At 72.4% G+C, this 6,050-nt stretch carries 6 protein-coding genes and 1 pseudogene; 1 reads left to right on the top strand and 6 read right to left on the bottom strand.

Annotation, left to right across the window (positions count from 1 at the left end; all coding sequences use genetic code 11):
* The 6 genes and pseudogenes from SACSA_RS21735 to SACSA_RS0105785 form a co-directional block, all read right to left on the bottom strand.
* Window positions 1–1,013: pseudogene (locus tag SACSA_RS21735) on the bottom strand (IMP dehydrogenase); the annotation flags it as partial.
* A gap of 94 nt (window positions 1,014–1,107) precedes the next feature.
* Entirely contained in the window at window positions 1,108–2,646 is a 1,539-nt protein-coding gene (locus SACSA_RS0105800) for an ATP-dependent DNA ligase (protein WP_019814222.1), read from the bottom strand.
* Window positions 2,647–2,884: 238 nt separating this feature from the next.
* The gene (locus SACSA_RS26635; RefSeq protein ID WP_232212844.1) at window positions 2,885–3,157 is read right to left on the bottom strand and encodes an ion channel; all 273 of its coding nucleotides are present in this window, start codon (window positions 3,155–3,157) and stop codon (window positions 2,885–2,887) included.
* A gap of 2 nt (window positions 3,158–3,159) precedes the next feature.
* Window positions 3,160–3,378 (bottom strand): hypothetical protein, encoded by a 219-nt coding sequence (locus SACSA_RS26630; protein WP_048876464.1) that lies wholly within the window; start codon window positions 3,376–3,378, stop codon window positions 3,160–3,162.
* Entirely contained in the window at window positions 3,375–3,539 is a 165-nt protein-coding gene (locus SACSA_RS25105; RefSeq protein WP_019814221.1) for a hypothetical protein, read from the bottom strand. Before SACSA_RS25105 ends, SACSA_RS26630 begins: the two co-directional genes overlap by 4 nt.
* Window positions 3,536–4,933, bottom strand: a complete 1,398-nt coding sequence (locus SACSA_RS0105785; protein WP_019814220.1) for a class II fumarate hydratase — start codon at window positions 4,931–4,933, stop codon at window positions 3,536–3,538. The genes SACSA_RS25105 and SACSA_RS0105785 overlap by 4 nt, the downstream gene beginning before the upstream one ends.
* A gap of 95 nt (window positions 4,934–5,028) precedes the next feature.
* Between SACSA_RS0105785 and SACSA_RS0105780 the strand changes: the two genes are divergently transcribed.
* On the top strand, window positions 5,029–6,024 hold the full coding sequence (locus tag SACSA_RS0105780) for an NAD(P)/FAD-dependent oxidoreductase (protein WP_019814219.1): 996 nt from the start codon (window positions 5,029–5,031) through the stop codon (window positions 6,022–6,024).
* Window positions 6,025–6,050: the final 26 nt, after the last annotated feature.

Here is a 6,050-nt window from a genome sequence, read left to right as displayed (position 1 = left end):
CGCCGTCGGCCCAGACGTGCTTGCCCAGGTCGCGCGCGGCCGCGGCGCAGTCGAGCACGGCCGACAGTTGCGGCCGCCCGACCCCGGTCATCATCCGCGTCGTGCACATCGCGCCGGGGCCCACACCGACCTTGACCACGTCGGCGCCCGCCTCGATGAGCTCGCGGGTGCCCTCGGCGGTGACCACGTTTCCGGCCACCACCGGCACAGACGGCGACACCGAGCGAACCGCCTTCAGAGCGGCGAGCATCTTCTCCTGGTGCCCGTGCGCCGTGTCCACCACCAGCGCGTCCGCCCCGGCGGCGAGCACCTCTTCGGCCTTCGCCGCGACGTCGCCGTTCACGCCGATGGCCGCGCCCACGCGCAGGCGGCCGTTGCGGTCGAGGGCCGGTGCGTAGATTCCGGCACGCAGCGCGGCGACCTGGGGTGAGCACTCCGGCCAGCCGTCCGTCGGCGTCCACGCCCAGCGCCACCGGCTCGCCGTGCTCGTGCAGCCGCTCGTACACCGCGCGCGGCGGCGTGTCGAGCGGGCACGTCCACACCGCCGGGTCGAGCACGTCGGCCAGCCGGGAGAAGCGGTCAACGCCCGCGCAGGCCGCCTCGTCGACGACACCGACCGGCCTGCCGTCCGAGTCGACCACCACGACCGCGCCATGCGCGCGCTTGCCGACGAGGTTGAGCGCGTCGGCGACGGCGTCGTGGGGCGTGAGCACCAGCGGGGTGTCCCACACGGGGTGCCGGTCCTTCACCCAGGCGGTGATGTCGGCGACCGCGCCGGTGTCGACGTCCTGCGGCAGCACCACGAGGCCGCCGCGGCGGGCCACGGTCTCGGCCATGCGCCGCCCCGCCACCGCCGTCATGTTCGCGACCACGATCGGGATGGTCGTCCCCGTGCCGTCGACCGTGGAGAGGTCCACGTCGAAGCGCGACTCCACGCCGGAACGATTCGGCAGCAGATAGACGTCGTCGTAGGTCAGGTCGTGAGCGGGCCTGTGGCCATCGAGAAACCGCACGAGAATCCAGCCTACGTCCTCGCGGACGGCGGTGTCACTGTCCTCCGCACGGCGGTGTCACCGTTCGCGCGGACAGCGGCGTCACACTCCGCGCTCACTCGCTGCCATCCGGGTCCGCCGGCGCGCCGCGCAGCATCGCGCGGACAGCCCCGATCGTGTCGGCTTCGGCGGCGCCCTTGTCCGGCCGGTAGCGCAACACCCGCGCGAACCGCAGGGCGACGCCACCCGGGTAGCGCGGGCTGGCCTGCACGCCGTCGAGCTCGATCTCCACGACCAGCTCCGGCCGTACGTAGACGGCCCAACCGTCGCGGTGGGTCTCGTAGTGGGGCAGCGTCGCCGTCTGCCAGGCCAGCAGCTCGTCGGTGAGGCCCTTGAACGTCTTGCCGACCATGACCGGAGGGCCGCCGTCCGGGTCGCTCGCGCCGAGGTGCAGGTTCGACAGGGTGCCGGTGCGCCGGCCGTGGCCCCACTCCGCACCGAGAACCACCAGATCGAGGGTGTGCGCGGGTTTGACCTTGAGCCACGCCTTGCCCCGGCGTCCGGCCGCGTACGGGGAGTCGAGCGCCTTGACGAGCACGCCTTCGTGCCCGGCCTCAAGAGAGGCGGCCAGGATCGCGGCGGGGTCCTCCGGCTCGGTCTCGCCGGGGACGAGGTGGTCGGCCGCCACGCGGCGCAACGCCGTGCGGCGCTCGTGCAGGGGTGCGTCGAGCAGATCGGTGCCGTCGAGGTGCAGGCAGTCGAAGAAGTACGGACGCAGCAGCAGGGCGCGGACCTGTTCGTCCCGCGTACTGCCGAAGCGGGACATCGTCTCCTGGAACGGGCGCGGCCTGCCCTCGTCGGTCAGCGCGAGGGTCTCCCCGTCGAGCACGACCGACTCGCACGGCAGGGACCGCACCAACTCGGCCAGCTCACCCACGCTCGCGGTGACCTCGCGCAGGGTGCGCGTGTAGACGCGGACGTCGTCGCCCGTGCGGTGCACCTGGATGCGCGCACCGTCCAGTTTGTACTCCACCGCGGCGGCGGGGATCTCGGCGAGCGCGTCGTCGAGTGACTCGGCCGGGGAGGCCAGCATCGGGCGTACGGGCCTGCCGAGTTCGATACCGAAGCGCTCCAGGGCGGACACTCCGCCCACGATCGCGGCGTGCGCCGTGGCGGGCAGGCGGCCGGAGATCATGAACGCCCGCCGCACGGCCGCGGCGGGGACCTCGGCGGTGGCGGCGACCGCCTCGACCATGACGCCCTCCAACGCGCCCTGCCGGAGCTCGCCGGTGAGCAGTCGCACCAGGAAGCCCTGCTCCTCGTGCGTGGCGCGGCTCAGGAGCGAGCGCAACAGGTCGGCGCGGCGCGCGGTGGAGCCACCGCCGCTGACACGCGCCACGTCACCCAGGAGGGCGTCGACTTCGGCCACGGTCAGCGTGGGCCGCTCGGCGGGAGGGGTACGCAGGTCGGCCAGGGTGCGCCAGCCCACGCCGATCCGTCCCTGGGTCGGCGCACCGGTCAGAAACGCCACGGCGGCGGCGAGCTCGTCGACCGGTGCGCCGGTCAACAGCTCCGCGAGCTCGGCGGTCTTCGCCTTGCGCGACCGTGTCGCCGCCAACCGCCCCGAGACCCGCACGAGCTCGTGGAACCACATACCGCCATCCTCCCCTCCCTGTCCGCGAGTTGCCCTTTCCCGTTCGCGAGTTGCCCCTTCCCGCCCGGCGAGTTGCCCCTCCCCACCCTGCGAGTTGCCCGGACAAGGTGCGGCTTCCCTCGTCCCCTGGCGGACGGTGTTCTGGTCCGCTGCGCTCCACCGGGCAACTCGTGCGCACCCCGGGACGACTCGCGGCCTCGTAGAGGCAACTCGCGCCGCCGGAAGGGGCAACTCGCGGTTAGGTGGGGTGGCGGCGGGCGGCGACGTCGACCGCGCCAACGATGACCTTGGCGACCACGCCCACCACGACAAGGCCCACGACCATCTGGATCGTGACGACGACCCGGGCGGTCTCCGCCACGGCGGCGATGTCGCCGAAGCCGACCGTGGCGAACACCGTCACCGTGAAGTACAACGCGTCGGTCCGGCTGATCACCTCGGTGAACGCGGCCGGATCCGCCCCGGACAGCAGCGTGTAGGTGGAGGCGAACACGACCAGCAACAGGGGCACGATCACCCCGAGCGCACGATCGCGACGATCTGCCGGACGACGACCACACCGAACACCGCCAATGCGCCGGTGAACCACAGCCACGCTCCCGAGCCGAGCCTGCCCTCCAACGGCGCGAGGTAGTAGCCGGTGACCAGCAGGGATGCCGACAGCATGGTGCGCGTCAGCGCCGCCGCGACCGCACGGCGGATGTTCGGCGCGGATTCACCCCTCCCGATCACGGTCGTCGGCTACCGACCGAGTGCCGGGGCAACTCGGGGCAACCGAGTGTCAACCCGAAGGGCGACTCGCGGGCGTAGAGGGGCAACTCGCGGGCGTAGAGGGGCAACTCGCGGGCGTAAAGGGGCAACTCGCGGGCCGTGAGGGGCAACTCGCGGGTCATCGGCCGCCTCGTGCCATGCGGAGGACGTCGAGAGCCTCGTCGAGCTGGGCCTCGGTGAGCCTGCCCTGGGCGACGTGGCCGCGCTCGAGGACCACGTCGCGGATCGGGCGCAGTTCCGCGAGCGCCTGCTTCGCGATCGCCGCCGCCTCCTCGTAACCGAGGTAGGCGTTCAGCGGCGTCACGATCGACGGGGAGCCCTCGGCGTAGGCACGCGCGGTGTCGGCGTTGACGGCCAGCCCGGCGAACACCTTGTCGGCCAGCAGCCGCGAACTCGCCGCCAGCAGCCGCGCCGACTCCAGCACGTTGCGCGCGATGACCGGCAGGTTGACGTTGAGCTGGAAGTTGCCCTGCGACCCGGCGAATGACACCGCCGCGTCGTTGCCGATCACCTGCGCCACGACTTGCATGGTCGCCTCGCAGATCACCGGATTCACCTTTCCGGGCATGATCGACGAACCCGGTTGCAGGTCCGGCAGCGCCAGCTCGGCCAGCCCTGTGCGCGGGCCGGAGCCGAGCCACCGCACGTCGTTGGCGATCTTGTTCAGCGACACCGCCACCGTGCGCAGGTGTCCCGAGGTCTCGACCACCCCGTCCTGGCTCGCCTGCGCCTCGAAGTGGTCGCGCGCCTCGGACAGCGGCAGACCGGTGACCTTGGCCAGCTCCTCGGCGACCGCGCCGCCGAATCCGGCGGGCGCGTTGAGTCCCGACCCCACGGCCGTCCCGCCGATCGGCAGCTCGCCCAAGCGGGGTAGCCCGCTGCGCAGCCGCTCGATGCCGAACCGCACTTGCGAGGCCCACGCACCCGCCTCCTGGCCGAGCGTCACCGGCACCGCGTCCATCAGGTGCGTGCGCCCGGACTTGACCACGTCGGCCCACTCGGCGGCCCGTCGTTCGATTGTCGAGGCGAGGTGGTCGAGCGCGGGGATGACGTCGGTGAGCACCGCCTCGGTCGCCGCGACACGGATGGTGGTCGGGAAGGTGTCGTTCGAGGACTGCGAAGCGTTGACGTGGTCGTTGGGGTGCACGTCGCGCCCCAGTGAGCGCGTGGCCAGGGTCGCGATGACCTCGTTGGCGTTCATGTTCGACGAGGTGCCGGAACCGGTCTGGAACACGTCGATCGGGAAGTGCGCGTCGTGGGCGCCCTCGGCGACCTGGTCGGCCGCCTGCGCGATGGCCGCCGCGAGGTCGCCGTCGAGCACCCCGAGCCTGGCGTTGACCCGTGCGGCCGCGGCCTTGAGCAGTCCCAGCGCACGGATCTGCGCGCGTTCCAGACCACGTCCCGAGATCGGGAAGTTCTCCACGGCGCGTTGTGTCTGCGCGCGGTAGAGGGCCTCGGCCGGGACCCGCACCTCGCCCATCGTGTCGCGCTCGATCCGGTATTCCTGTTCAGCCATAGCGCCAGTCTGGCCCAGTCGCGGATCACTCGCCGAGTGTCGTCGCGCACTAGAATGCGTTCCGGCCAACCCCCAACGGCGGAAGGCGGTGAGCCATGAGCTCGCCCGAGACCCTGTCGGTCGACGTGTTGATCGTCGGTGCGGGCCCGACCGGCCTGTACGCGGCCTACTACGCCGGGTTCCGTGGTCTGTCGACCGCGATCGTCGACTCGCTGCCCGAGGCCGGCGGGCAGGTCACGGCGATGTATCCGGAGAAGATGATCTACGACGTGGCCGGGTTCCCCGCCGTCCGGGGCCGCGACCTCGTCAAGGGCCTGGTCGAACAGGCGGGGCACGCGAACCCGGCCTACCTGCTCGGACGCAAGGCCGACACGCTCGACACCGCCGACGACGGCCTGCGTGTGACGCTCGACGACGGTGGGGTCGTCCACGCGGGCGCGGTGCTGATCACCGCGGGGATCGGGGAGTTCACCCCGCGGCCGCTACCCGCGGGGCAGGACTGGCTCGGCCGGGGGCTGGTGCACTTCGTGCCCGCGCTCGACGTCCACGCCGGCAAGGACGTCGTGGTGGTCGGCGGCGGCGACTCGGCGTTCGACTGGGTACTGGCGCTGCGCCCGATCGCGGCCAGCGTCACGCTCGTGCACCGCAGAGCGAAGTTCCGCGCGGCCGAGTCGATCGTGGCCCAAGCCCGTGACGAGGGCATTCCCATCCTCACCGATACCGAGGTCACCGCCCTGCGCGGCGACGAGCCCGGCGGCTCGGGGGAGTTGGCCTACGTCGATCTCCAGACCCGGGACGGGCGGGAGCTGACCCTGCCCGCGCAGACGGTGGTCGCCGCGCTCGGCTTCACCGCCGATCTGGGACCGATCGAGACGTGGGGCCTCGAGGTCGAGCGGCGGTCCATCCGGGTGGACACCACTATGGCCACCGCGCGGGAGCGTGTCTACGCGGCAGGCGATGTGGCCGCCTACCCGGGCAAGGTCAAGCTCATCGCGACCGGCTTCGGCGAGGCCGCCACGGCGGTGAACAACATCGCCGTGGCCCTGGACCCGGCCGCCCGCCTGTTCCCCGGGCACTCCAGCGACGCCTGACCGGCGCCGGGGCGACCCGGCGCCGG

This window comes from Saccharomonospora saliphila YIM 90502, from assembly GCF_000383795.1.
Lineage (GTDB): Bacteria > Actinomycetota > Actinomycetes > Mycobacteriales > Pseudonocardiaceae > Saccharomonospora > Saccharomonospora saliphila.
Note: the sequence above shows the minus strand (reverse complement) of the source record. Positions and strands in the feature narration are given on the sequence as shown.